General features: G+C 59.5%; 18 protein-coding genes. 10 read left to right on the forward strand and 8 right to left on the reverse strand.

From position 1 onward, the window contains the following. The first annotated feature begins 51 nt into the window (after positions 1-51). From DV711_RS14215 to DV711_RS14235, 5 genes are all read left to right on the forward strand, one after another. Positions 52-1,245, forward strand: coding sequence for an MFS transporter (locus DV711_RS14215; protein ID WP_114696387.1), 1,194 nt, complete (start codon positions 52-54; stop codon positions 1,243-1,245). Positions 1,246-1,617: 372 nt separating this feature from the next. Next, positions 1,618-2,622, forward strand: a complete 1,005-nt coding sequence (locus DV711_RS14220; protein ID WP_114696388.1) for an ABC transporter substrate-binding protein — start codon at positions 1,618-1,620, stop codon at positions 2,620-2,622. Between the two features lie 89 nt (positions 2,623-2,711). Continuing rightward, positions 2,712-3,611, forward strand: a complete 900-nt coding sequence (locus tag DV711_RS14225) for an ABC transporter permease (RefSeq protein ID WP_114696389.1) — start codon at positions 2,712-2,714, stop codon at positions 3,609-3,611. Then, complete coding sequence (locus tag DV711_RS14230; protein WP_114696390.1) at positions 3,604-4,818, forward strand: quaternary amine ABC transporter ATP-binding protein; 1,215 nt, start codon at positions 3,604-3,606, stop codon at positions 4,816-4,818. Before DV711_RS14225 ends, DV711_RS14230 begins: the two co-directional genes overlap by 8 nt. 123 nt (positions 4,819-4,941) lie before the next feature. Continuing rightward, positions 4,942-5,175: a hypothetical protein gene (locus tag DV711_RS14235; RefSeq protein WP_114696391.1), complete on the forward strand. Its 234-nt coding sequence runs from the start codon at positions 4,942-4,944 to the stop codon at positions 5,173-5,175. On the opposite strand, the gene DV711_RS14240 is transcribed toward DV711_RS14235, so the two are convergent. Both DV711_RS14240 and DV711_RS14245 read right to left on the reverse strand, forming a co-directional pair. Then, positions 5,172-5,864: a response regulator gene (locus tag DV711_RS14240; RefSeq protein ID WP_114696392.1), complete on the reverse strand. Its 693-nt coding sequence runs from the start codon at positions 5,862-5,864 to the stop codon at positions 5,172-5,174. The two genes, DV711_RS14235 and DV711_RS14240, sit on opposite strands and share 4 nt — an antisense overlap. A 51-nt stretch (positions 5,865-5,915) precedes the next feature. After that, entirely contained in the window at positions 5,916-7,583 is a 1,668-nt protein-coding gene (locus DV711_RS14245; RefSeq protein WP_114696393.1) for an ATP-binding protein, read from the reverse strand. A gap of 218 nt (positions 7,584-7,801) precedes the next feature. On the opposite strand from DV711_RS14245, the gene DV711_RS14250 reads away from it, so the two are divergent. From DV711_RS14250 to DV711_RS14270, 5 genes are all read left to right on the forward strand, one after another. Then, positions 7,802-8,785: a tripartite tricarboxylate transporter substrate binding protein gene (locus tag DV711_RS14250; protein ID WP_114696394.1), complete on the forward strand. Its 984-nt coding sequence runs from the start codon at positions 7,802-7,804 to the stop codon at positions 8,783-8,785. 177 nt (positions 8,786-8,962) lie between these two features. Next, a complete protein-coding gene (locus tag DV711_RS14255) occupies positions 8,963-9,436 on the forward strand; it encodes a tripartite tricarboxylate transporter TctB family protein (RefSeq protein WP_114696395.1) in 474 nt (157 codons plus the stop codon). A gap of 4 nt (positions 9,437-9,440) precedes the next feature. Beyond that, complete coding sequence (locus DV711_RS14260; protein WP_114696396.1) at positions 9,441-10,985, forward strand: tripartite tricarboxylate transporter permease; 1,545 nt, start codon at positions 9,441-9,443, stop codon at positions 10,983-10,985. Positions 10,986-11,125: 140 nt separating this feature from the next. Further along, the gene (locus DV711_RS14265) at positions 11,126-12,340 is read left to right on the forward strand and encodes a CaiB/BaiF CoA transferase family protein (protein ID WP_243633837.1); all 1,215 of its coding nucleotides are present in this window, start codon (positions 11,126-11,128) and stop codon (positions 12,338-12,340) included. Then, the gene (locus tag DV711_RS14270) at positions 12,337-13,197 is read left to right on the forward strand and encodes a citryl-CoA lyase (protein ID WP_114696398.1); all 861 of its coding nucleotides are present in this window, start codon (positions 12,337-12,339) and stop codon (positions 13,195-13,197) included. The genes DV711_RS14265 and DV711_RS14270 overlap by 4 nt, the downstream gene beginning before the upstream one ends. A gap of 524 nt (positions 13,198-13,721) precedes the next feature. Here the strand turns inward: DV711_RS14270 and DV711_RS14275 are convergent. From DV711_RS14275 to purE, 6 genes are all read right to left on the reverse strand, one after another. Next, positions 13,722-16,094, reverse strand: coding sequence for a Lon protease family protein (locus tag DV711_RS14275; RefSeq protein ID WP_114696399.1), 2,373 nt, complete (start codon positions 16,092-16,094; stop codon positions 13,722-13,724). A gap of 410 nt (positions 16,095-16,504) precedes the next feature. Continuing rightward, positions 16,505-17,338: a shikimate dehydrogenase gene (aroE, locus tag DV711_RS14280; protein ID WP_114696400.1), complete on the reverse strand. Its 834-nt coding sequence runs from the start codon at positions 17,336-17,338 to the stop codon at positions 16,505-16,507. A 55-nt stretch (positions 17,339-17,393) separates the two neighbouring features. Then, positions 17,394-18,308, reverse strand: coding sequence for an oxygen-dependent coproporphyrinogen oxidase (gene hemF, locus DV711_RS14285; RefSeq protein WP_114696401.1), 915 nt, complete (start codon positions 18,306-18,308; stop codon positions 17,394-17,396). A 32-nt stretch (positions 18,309-18,340) separates the two neighbouring features. Further along, complete coding sequence (gene tsaC, locus DV711_RS14290; protein ID WP_114696402.1) at positions 18,341-18,895, reverse strand: L-threonylcarbamoyladenylate synthase type 1 TsaC; 555 nt, start codon at positions 18,893-18,895, stop codon at positions 18,341-18,343. An 18-nt stretch (positions 18,896-18,913) separates the two neighbouring features. Next, a complete protein-coding gene (locus DV711_RS14295; protein ID WP_114696403.1) occupies positions 18,914-19,996 on the reverse strand; it encodes a 5-(carboxyamino)imidazole ribonucleotide synthase in 1,083 nt (360 codons plus the stop codon). Next, positions 19,993-20,490, reverse strand: coding sequence for a 5-(carboxyamino)imidazole ribonucleotide mutase (purE, locus tag DV711_RS14300; protein WP_114696404.1), 498 nt, complete (start codon positions 20,488-20,490; stop codon positions 19,993-19,995). Before purE ends, DV711_RS14295 begins: the two co-directional genes overlap by 4 nt. Between the last annotated feature and the right edge of the window lie 3 nt (positions 20,491-20,493).

Consider the following 20,493-nt stretch of genomic DNA (forward strand, 5'->3'; position numbering starts at 1 on the left):
TCGACCTAGTCAGTCTGATCATTTATCCACCAACCACCCCGGGAGATTAGGATGAAAAGCTGGCAGCGCCCCGAAAATCTGTTGTTTCTGATGACCGCCGCCATGTCGATCTCGTTCGGTATCTGGCAGGCCCTGTTGAACAACTTCGTTATAGAGCGAGCCAATTTCACCGGCGTCGAAATCGGCATCCTGCAATCGCTTAGGGAGATCCCGGGCTTCCTCGCCTTTGGCGCCGTGCTGCTGCTGGTGTTGATGCGAGAACAGACCCTGGCACTGGTATCCTTGCTACTGCTGGGACTGGGGACCGCGCTGACCGGTTTCTTCCCGAGCGAGATCGGGCTGTACTGCACCACCGTGCTGATGTCGATCGGCTTCCACTACTACGAAACCATTAACCAGTCGCTGTCGCTGCAGTGGTTCGATAAGAAAAGCGCCGCCCATAAGCTGGGTCAACTGGTGGCGGTACGCTCCTTCGCCGGACTGCTGGCTTTCGGCATGGTGTGGCTCTGTCTGGATATGGCCGGCTTTAAGATGGAAACCGTCTATCTGCTCGGCGGCGGCGTGACGCTGCTGATCGCGCTGGGCTGCTGGCTGCTGTTTCCCTATTTCCCCCAGCATGTGGAGCAGCATAAGAAGCTGATTCTGCGAAAGCGCTACTGGCTCTACTACGCGCTGACCTTTATGGGCGGTGCTCGGCGGCAGATCTTCGTGGTGTTCGCCGGCTTCCTGATGGTGGAAAAGTTCGGCTTCAGCGCCGCCCAGATCTCACTGCTGTTCCTGATCAACGGCGTCATGAACATGATCTTCGCCCCCAAGATCGGCAAGCTGATCGGCCATTGGGGTGAGCGCAAGGCGCTGACGGTGGAATATATCGGCCTGATGATCGTGTTCGCCGCCTACGCAGTGGTCTCCAACCCCTGGATCGCGGTGACCCTTTACGTCCTGGATCACCTGCTTTTCTCGATGGCGATCGCCCAGAAGACCTACCTGCAAAAAATCGCAGACCCGCGCGATATGGCCCCAACCGCCGGCGTCGCCTTCTCGATCAACCATATCGCAGCGGTGGTACTGCCGGCAATCTACGGCCTGCTGTGGCTGGTTTCTCCGGCCGCGGTGTTTCTGACCGGCGCGGCCCTGGCCGGCGGCTCTCTGCTATTGGCCAGACTGGTACCCGAACGGCCGGAACCGGGCCAAGAAGTGGTCTGGCGAGGCGTAACACAGCCGGCGGGCCCAACAACCTCTTAGGGTCTGTTAACACTATTGGAATCCTGCCTGCTGAGACCACTTTCCCGCTCAGCTAGGCAGAAGGAGCGAGTAGTATTGAACATACATAAGCGACTGATAACGCAGCAGAGCGGGAAAATGGCCACAGCCCTGCGGGTTGTACCTGAGAAAGCTCCACTGGTCGATGCTCGGCGCTTATTTGGAATTACCAAACGACACGACTCGCGCTTAGGTAGTAGCTTTCTCAGGTGCAACAGGCTCGGTTCTAGTAGCGTTAGCAGACCCTAGGCCTAAGTCCAGAATTTTAAAACCAAAATGCCTTTAGAAATCCCTTGTTGGATACGTTATGGTTATAAAGAGGTACCTAAATTAATAACAAAACGGACCAACACCATGCTTAAAAAGGCCTTAACGGTTAGTGCCATCGCAATGACGATGGCAACAGCAAACACTTATGCCGCGGATTGTGGCAAGGTCACGATTGCCGATATGAACTGGAGCTCCGCCAGTTTGATCGCCAATATTGATCGTTTCATCCTCGAGCACGGTTACGGCTGCGATGCCGAACTGGTTCCCGGTGACACCATGCCCACCGGCACCTCAATGATCGAAAAAGGCGAGCCGGATATCGCTCCAGAACTCTGGAGCAACTCCATGAAGGCGGCGCTCGACAAGGGTGTGGCCGAAGGGCGACTCAAGATCGCCGGCAAATCCCTTTCCGACGGCGGTGAAGAGGGCTTCTGGGTACCCAAGTACCTGGTCGATAAAGACCCCAGCCTGGCCACCATCGAAGGTGTGATCGCCAACGCCAAGCTGTTCAAGCACCCGGAAGACCCGGATAAATCCGCCTTTATCGGCTGTCCGGCCGGTTGGAACTGCCAGATCAGCGGCGGTAACAATTTCAAAGCGCTGAAGCTTGGCGAAGCCGGATTCGACCTAGTAGATCCCGGTTCGGCTGCTGGTCTGTCCGGCTCCATCGCCCGCGCCTACGAGCGGATGGAGCCCTGGTTCGGCTACTACTGGGCCCCGACCGCCATCCTGGGTAAGTACAAGATGGTCAAAGTCGATTTCGGCACCGGTGTAGATGAACAGCACTATCTGGACTGCACCTCCAATGCCGAATGTGAGAATCCCAAAGCCACCATGTGGCCGCCCTCACCGGTGCATACCGTCACCACTAGCGATTTCGCCACCAAAGCCCCCGAGGCCTATACCTACCTGACCCGCCGCGCGTTCAAGAACAACCTGATGAATGAGCTGCTGGCCTGGATGGAAGAGAACCAGGCCGACGGAGATATCGCGATGGAATACTTCCTGACTACCTTCGAGCCGGTATGGCTGTCCTGGGTCAGCCCCGACGCTGCCGACAAGGTCAAGACCGCTCTGTCTCGCCTGTAATCGTTACGACCGGGCGGCGCTGCCGTCCGGTCATTCCCTTTACCTGACTTCCGAGTAAACCGCCAAAATCAAGCAAGACCGAGGTACCCATGGCAGATTCATCCTGGCTCACCCAATTCCCACAGATGGAGCGGGCCGATCTGCTCGCCATCCGTAAATCCCTTGACGCCGCCTACCGTGAATTTTCACGCAGCTACGGCGATCTGATCGAATCCTTCTTCGACCCACTACTGACTTTTCTGATCTGGTTCGAAAAACTGCTGCTCAACACCCCCTGGTGGCTGGTGATCATGGCCGTCACGGTACTGGTGTACGTTGCCAGCCGCTCCTGGAAGCTGTCGCTGGCGGTAATCCTGTCCCTGCTAACGATCGGCTACTTCGGGATGTGGGACAACACCATGCGAACCCTCAGCATCATCACCGTCTGTACCCTGCTGGCGATCGCATTGGGGATACCGATCGGTATTCTGATGGCGCGATCCGACCGAGCCCAGGCGATTGTCACTCCGATGCTCGATATCATGCAGACGATGCCCGCCTTCGTGTACCTGATCCCGGTGGTGATGCTGCTGGGTATCGGTAAGATTCCGGGTGTGATCGCGGTAGTCATCTACGCCATCCCGCCGGTGATTCGTCTGACCAACCTGGGCATCCGCCTGGTCGACAAAGAGGTCCTTGAAGCCGCCACCGCCTACGGCGCCAGCCCCATGCAACGGCTTTTCGGCGTACAATTACCCCTAGCGTCACCGACCATCATGGCCGGCATCAACCAGACCATCATGATGGCCCTGGCGATGGTGGTTATCGCCTCGATGATCGGTGTTAAAGGGCTGGGGCAGCCGGTACTGAAATCGATCACCAACCAGTACTTCACCCTGGGCCTGTTCAACGGCTTGGCCATCGTCGCGCTGGCGATCATTTTCGACCGCGTCTCCCAAGCCTACGCGAAACGAAATCAGCAACATATGCAGGGAATTGACAATGCCTAAGCCCGAACAACAGCCGCTGATCCAAATCGACGGCCTTTACAAGGTCTTTGGCGAGCGTCCCGAGACGGTCATGGGAGCCGTCAAGGCTGGCCAATCCAAGGACCAGATCCTGGCGGATACCGGCCACACCGTCGGCTTGAAAGATATCAACCTGAACATCAACAAGGGTGAGATCTTCGTCATCATGGGCCTCTCCGGCTCCGGCAAGTCGACCCTGATCCGCCACTTCAACCGCTTGATCGATCCCACCGAGGGCCAGATCATCGTCGAAGGTACCGACGTGATGAAGTTCTCGGCCCGGGAACTGGAGCAGTTCCGTCGTCACAAGATGTCGATGGTGTTCCAGCGCTTCGGCCTGATGCCCCACCGTACCGTGGTCGACAATGTCAGCTATGGACTGGCGGTGCAGGGGGTCGACAAGAAAGAGCGGCTCGACAAGGCCCGAGAGTGGCTGGAGACCGTCGGTCTGGCCGGCTACGAAGACCAGTATCCCTCGCAGCTCTCCGGCGGCCAGCAACAGCGGGTCGGCCTGGCACGAGCACTGTGTACCGATGCCGAGATCCTGTTGATGGATGAGGCCTTCTCGGCACTGGATCCGCTGATCCGCAGCGAGATGCAGGATCAATTGATCGAACTGCAGCAGAGCCTGCATAAGACCATTATCTTTATCACCCACGACCTCGACGAAGCCCTGCGACTGGGCGATCGGATCGCGATCCTGAAAGATGGTGAACTGGTCCAGCAGGGTGAGCCGGTGGATATCCTGCTGAATCCGGCCGACGCCTACGTCGAAGCCTTCGTCAAAGACGTCAACCGAGCCCGGGCGCTGACGGTGGAGACCGTGATGAAGCCGCCGGTCTGCCGTATCACCGCCGATACCATCGGCGAAGCGCTGACCCAGATGAAACGCCTGCCGGGCAACTACGGTTACTACGTCACCGATGAAGGTTATCAGGGTGTGATCTGCCAGAGGACTCTGGAATCCGAAGCCAAACTTGATGGCGACAGTCCGATCTCCGAAGCCACCTTGCAGGAAGTACCGGCCATCGCCAGCGATGCGCTGCTGGAGTCGGTGATTCCGGAAACGCTGGAGACCGACTTCCCGCTGCCGGTACTGGATGCCGATGGCGATCTGCAGGGCGAGCTGTCCCGCGCCAGCCTGGCGGAAGTACTGGGCGAGAGCCATACCAAAGACAACGCCGCCTAAGCTACCTCTGATCGATTCGGGCTATGCTGAAGCGTAACAAGTCTTCAGTATTAGCCCGAAGCCCATTACCTTCTGTTGCGACAGAGAGCCAGATTACGGGCCCAAGCGCCTGGAGTCAGGCCGATGATCTCTTCTCCCTCCACCCACCAATCCGCATCAACCACCAGTCCACGACATCGCGGTTGGCTCTGGCTAGCGCTGGGGTTGCTGAGCTGCCCCTGTCATCTGTTGATTCTGCTTCCGCTGCTGGGAAGCTGGCTCAGTCAGCACTATCTGCCCGGCGTTTTGGTACTACTGCTGATCTCGCTAGTGGCTACCCTGACCGCCCTGAGGCTGCTGGATCACAAGCCTGGCTAACAACGGATATAGCGCCGCTCCGGGCGACCGACAGTGCCGTAACTGACCTCGGCGGACAGCTCACGGGTGCTGACCAGAAACTCCAGGTAACGCCTGGCGGTGGTTCGGCTGGCGCCAATGGCCGCACCGACGTGCTCGGCATTCAGCGCCTCGGCATCGGCTTCAAATACGGCTCGTACTTTATCGAGCGTCAGCGGATCGATCCCCTTCGGCAGCCGCTCCTGTCCCGCCTCAACCTCGCTCTTGGCGGCGCCGGCACGGGGCAGCAGGGTGTCCACTTCGGTCTGGATCAACGATTCCATCGCCTGCAGCTTCTGCAGGTGATCGGCGTAGTTATTCAGCGCCTCCTGCAAGCGCTCAAACACCAACGGCTTGAGAATGTAGTCGAACACCCCGCCTCGGAGCGCTTCCTTCAGGGTATCGACCTCCTTGGCGGCGGTGATCAGAATCACATCGGTGGCGCTGTTGTTGGCCCGTAGCTCGCGTAGCAGATCAAGCCCGGTTCCGGTCGGAAACTGGATATCCAGCAGCAGCAGCTCGGGTTGAAACACCTCCACCAGATCCCGTGCCTCATCCAGCCCGTGAGCCACCCCCACCAGCTCGACCCCATCAATACGTTCCAGAAAACGTTGCTGAATTTGAGCGATCTGGCGATCATCTTCGGCGATTACAACACGAATGTTCTGCATCTTCTGACTACGGCCCTTTATTTCTTCTTGCTGGGGTTATGGTTTTGAAGGCTATCCATGCGGGTTATCGACAGCGGCAGTATGCCGAACCGGCTGTTTAGGAATATAGACGGTAAAGCGACTACCCCGACTGGCGGGATTCTCTTCAGCCGGATCACCCGGTTCCAACGTGATAGTGCCGCCCAGGCGCTGCAGCAGTCCCTTGACCAGGTGCAGTCCCAAGCCATGGCCCTGGGCGCTCTTGCTGGTCACCCCTTTCTCGAAGATCCGCTCCTGCTGATCGTCCGGAACCCCGGCGCCCTGGTCTTCGATTTCAAAGATCAGGTCGTCACCCAGATCGGTCATCGACAGCCGAACCTCCCCATTCGTACCGGTATGAGCCAGGGTCGCTTCCAGGGCATTGTCGATCAGATTGCCGATAATGCTGACCAGTTGTTCGCGGGGCAGCCGATCGGGCAGCTCGGCCATATGACTGTCCGGGTCGATCAACAGCTTCAGTCCCATCTCTCTGGCCCGGTTGTACTTACCCAGCAGACAGCCGGACAGGATCGGGTCCGGAACCGCGGCCAGCAGCAACCGGATCAACTCCTGATGGCTGCGGGTCTCTTGGCCGATCAGCGCCAGCGCCTCGTCATCGGCACCGATCTGGATCAGACCGGCAATGGTATGCAGCTTGTTGGAGTATTCGTGGGATTGGCTGCGCAGGGTGTCGGCATACTGCTGAATCCGGGTCAGCTTGCGGCTGACCAGGTCAAGTTCATCCTTGCGACGGAAACTGGAGACCACACCGGTGACCTTCTGATCCTGCTTCAACGGCACCCGGTTGACGATCAGGTTCCGGTCGGCGAGCCAGACCTCGCGGTCGAACTGGGGTTCGCCGCTGCGCAGCACATCGAGCATCTGGCTGTCGGGCAGCACCTCGCTGATCGGTCGCCCGGTCAGGGTCCGGTCCTCGTCGAGCCCTAGCGTCTCGATGGCGGCCCGGTTGATGGTGGTGATCCGTCCGTCAGCGTTGATCGCGATGATCCCTTCACGGACCGACTCCAGGGTCGCGATCCGCTCTTGAAACAGGCGCCCGATCTGCTCAGGCTCCAGCCCGAAGATCGCCTGTTTGAAATGGTTGGCAAACCAGATCGCGGTCAACACGCTGACCACGAACGCAGCCAGAATCACTAGGATCAGGGTGGTGCGGTAGCGCGCGATCGTCGCCTCGACCCGGTCCAGCGTATAGCCCACCGACACCAGCCCGATCACCTCTTCGCCGGTGTGGTCGTACATCGGCGTACGGGCCCGCATCGACCAGCCCATGCTGCCCTCGGCCTTGGTCACCTGGCTGCGGCCATGCACCAGCGTCGGTGCGGTATCGTCATCATCGTCGCTCATCATCGACAAGCCGATCAGCTCGGGATTGGGGTGGGTCAACCGATGCCCCCGCAGATCGCCGAACACCACGAAACTGGCCTGGGTGCGTTCGGCCAGCAACTTGCTCAACGGTTGCAGATTTTCACTGTCGCCTTGCCCGACAGACTCGATCATCTGGGGCATCGCCGCGATTCCCTTGGCGACATGCAGCGCCCGTTCGCCGATCTGCTCATCCAGCGATTGGTTCAGATAGTAGAGTGCGAACAGGCCGATGGAGCCGGTCTGGAGGAGGGCGATCAGACCGAGTATCAACACCATCCGGGTTTTTAATTTCAGCGCACGTAACGACAGTTTCATGACAGTCTGGGTTGTTATCTTTGTTATTGGGAAGCGATCAACCGTTACTTGGCAGTGTAATCAATCCATACTCGGTTGACCCGTGAACAATATGAACAAAATGCACTTTATGGTTTAAAAACTCTTTAAATTCATAAGCTTTTATATGGCACTAACGCCAACTAAGGTGATTCTCAGGTACTCACTCCTACGATAAAAACAACCATGAGGATCTCCACATGATCGCCAAGTTTCTATCCAACAAGCGCTCCACACTGATGGCTGCCGCGATGGTTTCCTGTCTCGGCGCCGGTATGGCCCAGGCTGCAGTCGATGAAGTTCATTTCCTGATTCCCGGCGGCGCCGGCGGTGGCTGGGACGGTACCGCCCGCGGTACCGGTGAAGTCCTGACCAAGTCCGGTCTGGTCAGCACCGCGTCTTACGAGAACATGTCCGGTGGTGGCGGTGGTAAGGCGATCGCCCACCTGATCGAAACCGCCGATCAGGCCAAAGACACCCTGATGGTCAACTCCACCCCGATCGTGATCCGCTCACTCTCAAAAGTGTTCCCACAGTCATTCCGGGATCTGACCCCGATCGCCGCCACCATCGGCGATTACGCCGCGTTTGTGGTACCGGCCAACTCCAAGTATCAGAAGTTCGAAGAGCTGGTTGCCGACTACAAGGCCAACCCACGCTCGGTCAGTGTTGCCGGCGGTTCCTCCCGCGGTGGCATGGACCATCTGGTTGCCGCGATGGCCTTTAAAGCCGCTGGTGCCGATCCTCGCCGGGTGAAGTACATCGCCTACGACGCCGGTGGTAAGGCGATGGCCGGCATGCTGTCCGGTGAAACCCAGGTACTGTCCACCGGCTTCAGTGAAGCGCTGGCACTGGCCAACGCCGGTGAAGTTCGGATTCTGGCAATGACCGGCGACGAGCGTTCTGTCGCGGCCCCGGATGTCCCGACCCTGAAAGAGCTGGGTTATGACGCCAGCTTCGTTAACTGGCGTGGTTTCTTCGGCGCACCGGGCCTGTCCGACACCCAGGCTGACGAGTTCGCCAGCACGCTGGAGAAGATGTACAGCACCAACGAGTGGAGCGTGGTTCGCGACCGCAACGGCTGGACCGAGATCTTCAAGCCCCGCGCCCAATTCGTCTCCTTCCTGGAACAGCAGGAGAAGGTGGTCGGCGACCTGATGCGTGAGCTGGGCTTCCTGCAGTAAGCCGCAAAACCGGCGGCGCTGACCGGTCAATCTGAGCTGATTTAACTACAGCTTTAACGACAGCGCCGCTCCGTTTCCCGACTTTTGTGCTGACCTTCTGATGACACTCGAGCCCGGCTAAACCAGAGCCCGGGCTCCACCCCGAAAGGGCGCCCCCGTTCGCCCCAGGAGCTTCCCATGACCCTGACCAAAGACCACATCGGTGGTTTGGTATTCCTTTGCCTATCGGTTGCCTACGGCTACTACGCAGGCCAGATCCCGATGTTCCCCGGCGACGAATTCGAGCCCTTCCACGCCCAAACCCTGCCCAACGCGCTGGCCTGGGCTGGAGGTCTACTGTCGATCGCCCTGCTGGTGACCGCTCGCCGCGACCGTCAACACCGCCTCAGCCTAGGAGGTTACGACTTCCAACTGGTGGCCTATCTGCTGGTTCTGGTGGTGATCTTCGCGATTGCGCTGGAGTGGGTCGGATTCCTGCTGTCGACATTGATCTTCCTGATCGGCGGCTACTGGCTGCTGGGTGTACGCCAGATCAAGACGCTGCTGATCGCCTCGGTACCTTTTGCCGCCGGCATCTGGTTTGTCCTGTCCCAACTGCTGGAGATCTACCTGGCCCCGGGACGCCTGTTCACAATGATTTTTGGAGGCTGATCCCATGTTAGACGGAATCATGACCGGGCTAACCACCGCGGTAATGCCCTTCAACCTGATGATGGTGGTACTCGGCTGCTTCGCCGGTACCTTCATCGGCATGCTGCCCGGACTCGGGCCAATCTCAGCCGTGGCGCTGATGATCCCGATCACCTACGGCCTCGATCCCGCCTCGGGCATTATCCTGATGGCGGGGGTCTATTACGGCGCCGTGTTCGGCGGCTCCACCTCCTCCATCCTGATCAACGCCCCGGGCTGCGCCTCCACCGTGGTCACCGCTTTTGACGGCTACCCGATGGCACAGAAGAAGCAGGCCGGTAAAGCACTGGCGCTGGCGGCCTACTCCTCGTTCACCGGCGGCACCATCGGCGCGTTAGTGCTGTTGTTCGCGGCCCCTGCGCTGGCGACAGTCTCATTGAGTTTCCAATCCAGTGACTATTTTGCCCTGATGATTCTTGGTCTGACCGCTGTGGCCGCCTTCTCCGGTAAGGGTCAGGTGATCAAGGCGATGATCATGACCGTGTTCGGGCTGATGATCTCCACCGTCGGTACCGACATGATGTCGGGCGCGCCACGCTTCACCTTCGGCAGTATCGACCTGATCGACGGTATTAGCTTCCTGCTGCTGGCGATGGCTACCTTCGCGCTGACCGAAGTGGTGATGACGGTCCTCAAGGGCCAGCACCGCGAAGAGGAGCCGGAGATGGATATGTCGTCGCTCGGCAGCATGAAGCTGTCGAAGGACGAGGTCAAAGAGATCGCTCCCACGGTAGCGCGCTCCTCGGTGTTCGGTTTCCTGGTCGGGGTTCTGCCCGGCGCCGGTGCCACCATCGCCTCCTTCCTGGCCTATGGCCTGGAGCGCAACCTGGCCTCGGCCAAGCAGAAGCTGCAGTTCGGTAAGGGTGCCCTGCGCGGTCTGGCCGCACCGGAATCGGCCAACAACGCCGCCTCGACCGGCTCGTTCGTGCCGCTGCTGACCCTGGGTATCCCGGGTTCGGGCACCACCGCGATCATGCTGGGTGCGTTGATCGCCTACGGTATCCAGCCGGGCCCGCGCCTGTTCATCGACAACCCGGACGTGTTCTGGTCGGTCATCATCTCGATGTACTTTGGCAACCTGGTACTGCTGATTCTGAACCTACCGCTGATTCCGTACATCTCGCGACTACTGGCGATCCCGCGTCCGATCCTGATCCCGCTGATCCTGTTCTTCTCGATCACCGGCGTCTACCTGGTCAGCTTCAACACCTTCGACATCCATATGATGGTGTTCATCACCGTGGCGGCGATCTTCCTGAAACTACTGGAGTTTCCGATGGCACCGATGCTGCTCGGCTTTATCCTCGGCGGCATCATGGAGACCAACCTGAGCCGCGCAATGACCCTGTACGACGGTGATCTAGCCTTCCTGTGGGAACGCCCGCTGACCCTGACCATCATGATCATCTCGATTCTGGTGCTGCTGATGCCGCTGCTAGCGCGGATGTTCCAGCGCCCGGCCAAGAAACCGGCCAGCGATGAAGAGGTCAGCTACGAAGGGGAAGGCTAAGCACGATATCAACCCAGCTCCTATCCGCTCTTCGACAGAGGGGCGTAGGTCGAACCCGACCTAACCTTGGCCGCCCCGGTATCGCAACGATGCTCGGCGGCCTTTTTTCTGCTTCATCACCAGTTACCAGCGAGGCCCTCATGCTTGCATCCATGCTCCAGTCCCTGGCCCATATCCGGGTGTTAGATCTGACCAACGTACTGGCCGGACCTTTCGCCTGCAATCAACTCGCCCACCTGGGTGCCGACGTGATTAAGATCGAGGTCCCCGGCAGCGGTGATCTGGCACGTCAGCTCGGCGCCGACCCCGAGCTCAATCGTCAGTATATGGGTGTCTCTTTTCTAGCCCAGAACGCAGGTAAACGCTCACTAACCCTGAATCTCAAGGATGATCAAGGTAAAGCGCTGCTCAAACGTCTGGTCGAGAGCGCCGATGTACTGGTGGAAAACTTCCGCCCCGGGGTGATGGAGCGGCTCGGGGTCGGTTACGACGAACTGAAACAGCACAACCCGAAGCTGATCTATTGTGCCATCTCCGGTTACGGCGCCGATGGTCCAATGAAGAAGCTGCCGGCCTACGACCAGATCATTCAAGGCATGTCCGGGGTAATGTCGATCACCGGCGCACCGGAAAACGCACCCTATCGGGTCGGCTATCCGATCGCCGATACCCTCGGTGGACTTACCGCCGCCTTCGCCGTCAGCGCCGCCCTGGCCGGACGGGATCAACACGGTGAGGGCGCCTTTATCGATGTCTCGATGCTCGAATCGACCCTGGCGACCATGGGTTGGGCGGTGTCCAACTACCTGGTGGCCGAGCGCGAACCCGGCCCGATGGGCAACGACAACATCACCGCCAGCCCGTCCGGCACCTTCCGTACCGGCGATGGCCTGCTGAACCTGGCAGCCAACAAACAGCAACAGTTTGAAGCGGTCTGCGAACTGATCGGCCGCCCGGAGCTGGCCACCGACCCGCGCTTTGCCGAACGCCAGGCCCGGCTCGACAACCGTCAACTGCTAACCGAGCTGATCGAACAAGCTCTATTCCAAGCTCCGGCAGCGGAATGGGAGCAACGCTTCAATGCCGCCGGCGTACCGGCCGGTTGCGTCCTGAGTGTCCCTGAAGCCCTGGCGCTGCCACAGGTTCAACAGCGCAATTTTCAGAGTCACTTCGAAAACGTGGCCGGAATCGACCGTGATGTCGAAATCGTTCGCACCGGCTTCCAGATCAACGGCGAACGTCCGGCCGTGACCAACCCTCCTCCCCAGCTGGGTCAGCACAGTGCCGACATTCTTGCCGAGCTCGGCCTCAGCGGGGATGAAGTTAAACAACTACAACAACAGGGGGTGGTATGAACAGCAATGAAAAACCGGCCAAAGACAACAATACCGGTCAACCGACCGGTAACCCGTGCAGCGACTGGTGGCGTACCCAAATCATTGATATGCAGCCCGGCGAGATCCGCTACCACGGTTATCCGATCGAACAGTTGATCGGCAATCTCAGTTTCAGTCAGATGATCTGGTTGATGCTGCGCGGAGAACTGCCCGGTCCCGGTCAAGGCGAACTGCTCGATGCTGCATTGATGAGCGGCGTCGATCACGGCCCTCAGGCCCCCAGTATCGCCATCGCCCGCATGGCCGCCACCTGCGGCGTCGGCCTCAACAACGCCATGGCCTCGGCGGTCAATGTGCTCGGTGATGTTCACGGCGGAGCAGGGGAGCAGGCGGTCGGACTCTACCAGGCCATCGCCGTACGAATTGACCAAGGTACCGAGCTGACCGATGCCGTCGAGCAGGGCGTGGCTGAACAGATTGCCAACCACGGCAAGTTCATCCCCGGTTTTGGCCACCGCTTCCATCCCATCGATCCCCGCGCACCGAGACTATTGGAACTGGTCAAGCAGGCGGCCCAGTCCTGCACCGTCAGCGGCCGCTATGCCGAGATTGCCGAAGCGATCGAAGCCCATCTGGAGCGCCAGAAAGGCAAACGGATTCCGATGAACATCGACGGTGCCACCGCGGTGATCTATACCGAGCTTAGCTTCCCGGCGCCCCTGGCCCGCGGCCTGTTCTGCCTGTCCCGCTCGGTCGGCATCCTAGCCCATGCTTGGGAGCAAACCGGTCAGGGTGGACGCAATAAAGGACCGATCCCTCGGGAGCTGATCTGGACCTACGATGGGCCTAAGCAGCGGGGTCTTCCGGGTAATTGATTATCTGTATGTCTGATTCTTATTGAATTACTGAGCTGGCTGATAGATACCTTTGCGCTCCCCCGAGCGCCTTCATTCTTTGCCATAGCGGCAAAGAACGAAGCAAGAAAACGCCTAGCCCGGTGACTTGACCCTTCGGGCTACCCTGCGCGCTGATTTGAAAACGGGCTCAGATGGAAACTCGGCCTACGGCCTCAAACAGCCATCATCGCTGATCCGTTTTCCAAATCCGTGCTCGGCTGCGTCAAGGGCGGTTGAAGCCGTACCAGCCGAAACAGCACCTCCATAGACATCAGGACAAACTCACCGATCCCCTTTTGCGCCGGTGAGCATTACAGCCTGACAATGGAATAAAGCGATTGATGTTTGAGGGAGCGAAGCGAGCGAGTTCCAATCGCGACCATTGGCAGACGAAACGCGCAACAAAGCCAGCAAAGCTGGCCGAGCAAGAGGGGCCGCCTAGGGTTGTTAGGGAAATGGCGGCGCATTTCCCTAACACGCCCGAAAGGGCGTAACTAGAGCAATCAACCCTTCACCTTCGCCAACTCCTTCAACCGCTTAACCACCTCATAGTTCAACGAACGTTGGGTAAAGCCACCATCGGGTTTACGCACCCCCGGCTTGCGCCCGGTCAGCAGCTCCAGGGCCTGGTCCACCGTGGCGACGGTGTAGACATGGAACATCCCTTCGGCGACTGCCTGGACCACCGACTGCTTCAGCATCAGGTTGCGCTGGTTGGCTTTGGGGATAATGACGCCCTGCTCGCCGGTCAGCCCTTTGGCGGTACAGACGTCGAAGAAGCCCTCGATCTTCTCGTTAACCCCGCCGATCGCCTGTACCTCGCCGTACTGGTTGATCGAACCGGTCAGGGCGAAGCTCTGTTTGATCGGGGTATGGGTCAGGGCCGAGATCAGGGTGCAGATCTCCGCCAGCGAGGCGCTGTCGCCATCGACGTAGCCGTAGGATTGCTCCAACGCGATGTTGGCCGACAGCGACAGGTTGAAGTTCTGGGCATACTTGTGGCCCAGGTAACCGGTCAGGATCATCACCCCCTTGGAGTGGATCGGCTGGCCCAGGGTGACCTCTTTCTCGATATCGACGATGCCCTTATCGCCCGGGTGCACGGTGGCGGTGATCCGGGCCGGGGTGCCGAAACTCACCTCGCCCACCTGCAGCACCGTCAGGCCGTTACTCTTGCCGATGGCGGTACCCTCGGTATTGATCAGCACCACCTCATTGAGAATCTCTTCGCGCATTCGGGTACTGAGCCGGTCGGTACGGCGTTCCTTGGCCAGCAATGCTTCTTCGATATGAGACACCTGAATCAGCTCATCACCATCCAGCTGGCGCTTGAAGTCCGCTTCGCAGATCAGGTCCTTCATATCGCCGATCCGAGCCGACAGCAGCGCCTGGTCCTCGGCCATCCTTGAACTATGCTCCACCAGCCTGGCCACCGCCGGACGATTCAGGTGGGCACAGCTCTCCTGCTGGGATAGGGTCCGGACCAGCCGGGCGTAGTTGCGGATCGAGGCATCGGTGCGGGGCACGTCATCATCGAAGTCCACCACCACCCGGAACAGTTTGGAGAAGTCCGGATCCATCTGCTGCAGCATGTAGTAGAGCTCGCGGTCACCGATGATCACCACCTTCAGTTCCAGCGGAACCGACTCCGGATCCAGCGTGATGGTGTTGATCCCGGCCAGCTCGGCGAACGGGTTCTCGATCTTGATCTTGGCCGATTTCAACGACCGCTTGATTGCCGACCAGACCATCGGGTGCTCGAACAGTTTTTCCGCTTCGAGGACCAGATAGCCGCCGTTGGCCCGATGCAACGAGCCACCCCGGACCAGTTGATAGTTGGTCACCATGGCGCCCATCTCGGAGCTGTATTCGACCCGCCCGAACAGGTTGTCGTAACTGGGGTGAGCCTCGAACACCACCGGCAGCCCCTTGGTCTTCTGATGATCGACAATCAGATTGACGCCGAACTGGTGCTCCAGCTGGGCCAGCCGGGTCGCCTTGGAACGCTCCTCTCCCAACTTATCCTCACCGACCAGATCGGACGCGTGCTTGGTCAGCTCCACCTCCATCTGGTTGAGGTAGCCGACCACCCGAGGCTGGGAGGCATACTTCTCCTTCAACGGTTGGAACAGCGGTGCCATCGCCGTGCGGGCGGTATCGTGCTCGAGCTTTTTCTGCCGCTCATTGGACTCCCGTCGCCAGATCGGCAGGCTGGTAAGGGACTCGTTCATGAACTCTTCGAGCTGGTTGATATCGGCGTTGATCTGGTTGCGCTGCTCTTCGCTGAGTTGCGAGAAAGCGGCCTCATCCATCGCCTGACCATCGGCCACCGGGGTAAAGCCAACACTGCCGGCATCGCGGTAGAGGGCGATATTCTTGCTGCGGGCCCGGTTCTCAACCTGCTCCAATGCCTGATCATAGAGGCGGTTGAATTCGCGCTCGATCCGACTCTTGGCTCGCTGATAGGCCGGGTTTTCGTAAGCACTGGGCAGTTCGGTAGAGATCGCCTCCAGCAGGTGCTGGATATCACTCTTGAACACCGCCGCCTTACCGGAGGCGAAGTAGAACGCCTGGGGGTGGCGGGGATCGCTGATATTGTTGAGGTAGCACCAGTCCAGCGGCTTCTTGGCCTTCTTGGCTTCGCGCTTGAGGGTGTCCATCACGAACGAAAAACGACCGCTCTGGTTATGCCCCATCACGAACAGGTTGTAACCCGGCCGGTGCATACCGATGCCGAATTCCATCGCCTCTACGGCTCGCTCCTGGCCATAGATGCCATTGAAATCTTCCAGGGTTTCGGTGGTCTTGAACGGGAGCAGCTCCGGATTGCAGTTACGGTAGAGCTGATCGATATCGAGTCGGGTGGCTGAATCCATGGGCGCCTCCATCGGGATCTATGAGGCATAGATAGCAACCTCACCAGGCGGTGGCAAGCGGAAACCGTTTTTTTCTGCCGAGCACAGAAATTGCCCGGCGAGGGAACCTACGAACAAGTCCCTGCGGCTTCTGCAAGCGCCTGAAGTGTGCAAGTTCTAGGCGCAAGCTGCAGCTAATGGCCGTAGCCCTTAGCAAAGGTTGCAATGACGAAATTGTGCGCTTCAGGCCTTGCCCTTTGGGGCTTACAGCTTGACTCGCACTCTGCGTTGCAACTTTTCGCAAGGTCTAGACATTACTTCAAAGCTGCGCCTGGATTGCGAGCCAAGCTGAAAGCCAGAAGCCAGCAAGGACTTATTCGCAGGTTCCCAAGGTGTTGATATGCTGGCTATTCTTAAGAGCGGTGCCGCAATCAGCTACCCAGCTGCGCCCTGACGGCATCGATCACCGCCGCGCTCTGCGGCCGCACGCCACGCCAGATCCGGAACGATTCGGCAGCCTGCTCCACCAGCATACCCAGGCCGTCGATCACCCGACCCGCTTCCTGCTGCTCGCCCCAAACCATAAACGGGGTCGGCTCGGCCCCGTACATCATGTCGTAACACCAACCACCGGGCTTCAAAACACCGGCGGGCAAAGGCGGCAGCTCACCCTGCAGACTGGCGGAGGTGCCGTTGATAATCAGATCGAACTGGCCCTCGACCTCGGCAAAGCCACAGCCACGCAGCTCGCCGAACTCGGCAAAATCCTGAGCCAGCTGTTCGGCCTTGCTGGCGGTGCGGTTGGCGATCACCAGCAGCGCCGGGGATTGTTCCAGAATCGGCTCCAACACCCCGCGCACGGCACCGCCGGCACCCAGAATCAGTACCCGCGCGTCTTTCAGGGTAGCGCCCTGGTTTTCGAGCAGATCCCGAACCAGCCCGACACCGTCGGTGGTATCGCCGCAGATCTGCCCCGACTCGTCGCGATACAACGTGTTCACCGCCCCGGCCCGCTGCGCCCGCCCGCTCAACTGCGCCGCCATCTCCCAGGCCTGCTGCTTGAACGGTACGGTGATATTGAGCCCGGCGGGTTGGTCAGCCTGCTGGGCAAAGAAGGTCAGGATCGCCTGCTCAAACCCATCCAAAGGCGCTTCCAGCGTCTGGTAATCCAGATCCTGGCCAGTTTGCTGGGCAAACATCCGGTGAATCAGCGGTGACTTGCTGTGGCTGATCGGGTTACCGACAACGGCGTACTGGTCGCTCATGGGGCTCTCCAATTATTGAAGCTCAACACTGTAGTTTTACGGAGTAAGTGAATGGTTACTTCGACAGCCAATCCCGGGGGTTCAGGAAGTAGTCGGTCAAGCGCGCCTCTTCGCTACCGGGCTCGGGCTCGTAGCAATACTCCCAGCGCACCTCCGGCGGCATCGACATCAGGATCGATTCGGTGCGCCCACCGGACTGCAGCCCAAACAGGGTGCCACGGTCGAATACCAGGTTGAATTCGACATAACGTCCGCGACGGTAGCGCTGGAACGCCTTCTGCGCGTCGGTGTAGTCGTGGGCTTTACGGCGCTCGACAATCGGCAGATAGGCATCCAGATAGCCTTCCCCAACCGCTTTAACAAACTCGAAGCAGGCATCGAAACCGGACTGGTTCAGATCATCGAAAAACAGACCGCCGACACCACGGGGCTCGTCGCGGTGCTTGAGATAGAAGTAACGGTCACACCAGTCCTTGAAGTTGGCATAGTAGGCCGGGTCAAAGCGATCGCAGATCGCCTTGCTGGTACGGTGCCAGTCGATACAGTCCTGTTCGAAACCGTAGCAGGGGGTCAGGTCGAAGCCGCCACCGAACCACCAGATCGGCGCTTCGCCCGCTTTCTCGGCAATAAAGAAGCGCACATTGGCATGGGAGGTGGGGACGAAGGGATTATGCGGGTGCATCACCAACGATACGCCAACCGCCTGGTAAGAACGTCCAGCCAACTCGGGCCGGTGGGCGGTCGCCGATGCCGGCATATTGTCGCCCTGAACATGGGAGAAGTTGACCCCGCCTTTCTCAAACACGGCACCATCGGTCATCACCCGGGAACGGCCACCGCCGCCACTAGGTTTGGTCCAGCTATCCTCGACAAACCGGGCCTGACCATCGGCTGCCTCCAGATCCGCGCAGATGCGATCCTGCAGCTGTTTCATAAAGTCGACCACGATTTGGATATCGATCTCGGCCATCGGGATTCTCCGGCAACAGTTAAAAGAGGGGGTTAACGCAGGACCTGACCACTGCGAAGATCACGGATGACCGACGGTTGACTGCGGCCGCCCAGGGCGCCGTGCAGCAGGTAGTCGATCTGATAACCGAAAGCCTGGCGAATATCACCGGCGCTCATCGCCGGCGGTTGCCCCGCCAGATTGGCGGACGTCGAAACTAGCGGCCCACCGAAAGCCAGACAGAGCGCCGCCGTCTGCGGATGATCGGTCACCCGCACCGCCACGCTCTGATGCTCGCCTTTGATCCAACCGGGGATCAGGTTGTCAGGGTCGGGGATCAACCAGGTGTTGGGGCCGGGCCAACTCAGTTTCAGCTGCGCCAGCTCGGCATCGCTGAGCCCTGCCAGTAGCGGCTCCAACTGTGCCATTGAGGCGGCAACCAGAATCAGTCCCTTGTGCTCGGGGCGCTGCTTGAGTTGCAGCAAGCGCCGGACCGCATTGCTGTCAAAGGGATCGCAACCTACCCCCCAGACCGCTTCGGTGGGATAGGCGATGATGCCGCCGGCTCGGACGGCTCGGACCGCCTGTTTCAGGTGCCAGCTGTTCATGGTCGCTTCACCTTCGGCTCAGTCCAGCAGCTGTTCCGCTGCCCGAATGCGCTCGTTCAACGCCTCAGCTGAACCCGCTCGCAGGGTCACATGTCCAACCTTACGGCCGACACGAGCCTCTTTCTCATAGTCGTGCAGATGGGCACCCGGGATCGACAGCACCGCTTCGCGGCTCGGCACGCAGCCGATAAAGTTGACCATCGCACTATGACCGACGGCATCGGTGGAACCCAGCGGCAGATCCAATACCGCCCGCAGGTGGTTTTCGAACTGGCTAGTCTCGGCGCCCTCGATGGTCCAGTGACCGGAGTTATGCACTCGCGGTGCAATCTCGTTGGCCAGCAGATGTTCGCCAACCTGGAACAGTTCCAGGGTCAGGACCCCGACATAGTCGAGCTGTTCGGCAATCTTACCCAGGTAGGCTTCAGCCTTGGCCTGCATCGGATCATTATCACGGCAGATCGCCAGATGGAGGATGCCATCGCGATGGGTATTCTCGGAGACCGGGTAGAACGCCATCGAGCCATCACGGGCCCGGGCACCGATGATCGAGATTTCACGGTTGTAGTTGACGAAGCCTTCCAGAATCAACGGCACCGAACCCAGCCGCTGCCAAGCAGGCTCCAGGTCGTCGGTCGAACGCAGTACCGCCTGGCCTTTACCGTCGTAGCCTTCGGTACGGGTTTTCAGCACCGCGGGCAGGCCGACGCGCTCAACCGCTGCCTGCAGATCTTCCAGGCTGTTGATGGCGGCAAACTCGGGCACCTCGATGCCCAGTTCGACAAACATGTTTTTCTCGTTCAGACGATCCTGAGCCGTTGCCAAGGCCTTCGCCGGGGGGTAGGCGGGCAGGCGCGATGACAGATGCTCGACACTGGCCGCCGGAACATTTTCAAACTCAAAAGTGATCGCCTCGGCCCAGCCCTCGAGCTCAGCCAACGCCTTAACATCGTCGTAGCCGGCGCAGATACCCGGCGCCACATCACCGGCACAAGGCGTTTGGGAAGGGTCGAGAAAATGAACATCGAGACCCATCGGCCGTGCAGCCAACGCCATCATCCGGGCCAGCTGGCCGCCTCCGATTACACCGACGCGCTTCATGCGATCTCTACCCGCGGGTCAGGGTCGGCCAGCACCTTATCGGTCTGGGCACGACGGAAGGCTTCTAGTTCCTTGCGGATCTCCGGGTACTTGTTACCCAGCATCGATGCCGCCAGCAGCGCGGCATTGGCAGCACCGGCTTTACCGATCGACAGGGTTCCGACCGGTACACCGGCGGGCATCTGGACGATCGATAGCAGTGAGTCCATGCCGTTGAGGGCCCGTGACTGAACCGGTACACCCAGCACCGGCAGCACGGTTTCAGAAGCGGCCATACCCGGCAGGTGAGCTGCGCCACCGGCACCGGCGATAATCACTTCCAGACCACGCTCTTCGGCCGTCTGGGCGTACTGAAACAGCTTGCCTGGGGTACGGTGGGCCGAAACAACTTCCACCTCGTGGGGGATGTTGAACTGCTCCAGAATCTTGACCGCTTCACTCATGGTCTCCCAATCGGAACGGGATCCCATGATGACCCCTACCAGCGCACTCATGCT

It is taken from the genome of Motiliproteus coralliicola (assembly GCF_003345655.1).
Lineage (GTDB): Bacteria > Pseudomonadota > Gammaproteobacteria > Pseudomonadales > Balneatricaceae > Motiliproteus > Motiliproteus coralliicola.

Coding starts and splice junctions, on each gene's coding strand:
- DV711_RS14245 (WP_114696393.1), bottom strand. CDS start 7,583: ATGAAACTGTCGTTACGTGCGCTGAAATTAAAAACCCGGATGGTGTTG.
- DV711_RS14250 (WP_114696394.1), top strand. CDS start 7,802: ATGATCGCCAAGTTTCTATCCAACAAGCGCTCCACACTGATGGCTGCC.
- hemF (WP_114696401.1), bottom strand. CDS start 18,308: ATGGCCGAGATCGATATCCAAATCGTGGTCGACTTTATGAAACAGCTG.
- tsaC (WP_114696402.1), bottom strand. CDS start 18,895: ATGAACAGCTGGCACCTGAAACAGGCGGTCCGAGCCGTCCGAGCCGGC.
- DV711_RS14260 (WP_114696396.1), top strand. CDS start 9,441: ATGTTAGACGGAATCATGACCGGGCTAACCACCGCGGTAATGCCCTTC.
- DV711_RS14275 (WP_114696399.1), bottom strand. CDS start 16,094: ATGGATTCAGCCACCCGACTCGATATCGATCAGCTCTACCGTAACTGC.
- DV711_RS14215 (WP_114696387.1), top strand. CDS start 52: ATGAAAAGCTGGCAGCGCCCCGAAAATCTGTTGTTTCTGATGACCGCC.
- DV711_RS14220 (WP_114696388.1), top strand. CDS start 1,618: ATGCTTAAAAAGGCCTTAACGGTTAGTGCCATCGCAATGACGATGGCA.
- DV711_RS14225 (WP_114696389.1), top strand. CDS start 2,712: ATGGCAGATTCATCCTGGCTCACCCAATTCCCACAGATGGAGCGGGCC.
- aroE (WP_114696400.1), bottom strand. CDS start 17,338: ATGAGCGACCAGTACGCCGTTGTCGGTAACCCGATCAGCCACAGCAAG.
- DV711_RS14270 (WP_114696398.1), top strand. CDS start 12,337: ATGAACAGCAATGAAAAACCGGCCAAAGACAACAATACCGGTCAACCG.
- DV711_RS14265 (WP_243633837.1), top strand. CDS start 11,126: ATGCTTGCATCCATGCTCCAGTCCCTGGCCCATATCCGGGTGTTAGAT.
- DV711_RS14240 (WP_114696392.1), bottom strand. CDS start 5,864: ATGCAGAACATTCGTGTTGTAATCGCCGAAGATGATCGCCAGATCGCT.
- purE (WP_114696404.1), bottom strand. CDS start 20,490: ATGAGTGCGCTGGTAGGGGTCATCATGGGATCCCGTTCCGATTGGGAG.
- DV711_RS14235 (WP_114696391.1), top strand. CDS start 4,942: ATGATCTCTTCTCCCTCCACCCACCAATCCGCATCAACCACCAGTCCA.
- DV711_RS14230 (WP_114696390.1), top strand. CDS start 3,604: ATGCCTAAGCCCGAACAACAGCCGCTGATCCAAATCGACGGCCTTTAC.
- DV711_RS14255 (WP_114696395.1), top strand. CDS start 8,963: ATGACCCTGACCAAAGACCACATCGGTGGTTTGGTATTCCTTTGCCTA.
- DV711_RS14295 (WP_114696403.1), bottom strand. CDS start 19,996: ATGAAGCGCGTCGGTGTAATCGGAGGCGGCCAGCTGGCCCGGATGATG.